The sequence below is a fragment of the Gardnerella sp. C0684A1 genome (assembly GCF_055326835.1).
The window spans coordinates 1-242 of record NZ_JBLTSX010000081.1 but is presented as its reverse complement, the minus strand read 5'-3'; the positions used below and the strand labels follow the sequence as shown (position 1 = coordinate 242).

At 59.5% G+C, this 242-nt stretch carries 1 protein-coding gene; it reads right to left on the bottom strand.

Annotated elements, in window-relative coordinates; all coding sequences use genetic code 11:
* Window positions 1-4: 4 nt before the first annotated feature.
* A partial coding sequence (locus ACNEUN_RS06415; protein ID WP_463631625.1) for a DegT/DnrJ/EryC1/StrS family aminotransferase occupies window positions 5-242 on the bottom strand: 238 nt, incomplete at its 5' end.

Sequence of the window (242 nt, the reverse complement as noted above, 5' to 3'; positions counted from 1 at the left end):
GCCTTCATCCCAGCAACCCGCCCAATGTGTCGACGACAAACTGCTGCTGCTCGTGGGTCATTGCGGGGAAGAGCGGAATAGATATGGCCCGGTCATAGTAGCGCTCAGCATTGATGAAGTCACCGCGCCTGAAGCCGAATCGGCGATACTGCGGCTGCGTGTGGATCGGAATATAATGAACGTTCACGCCGATTCCCGCCGCACGCATCCCGGAGAAAACATCGGCGCGCGTGGCCGTGACC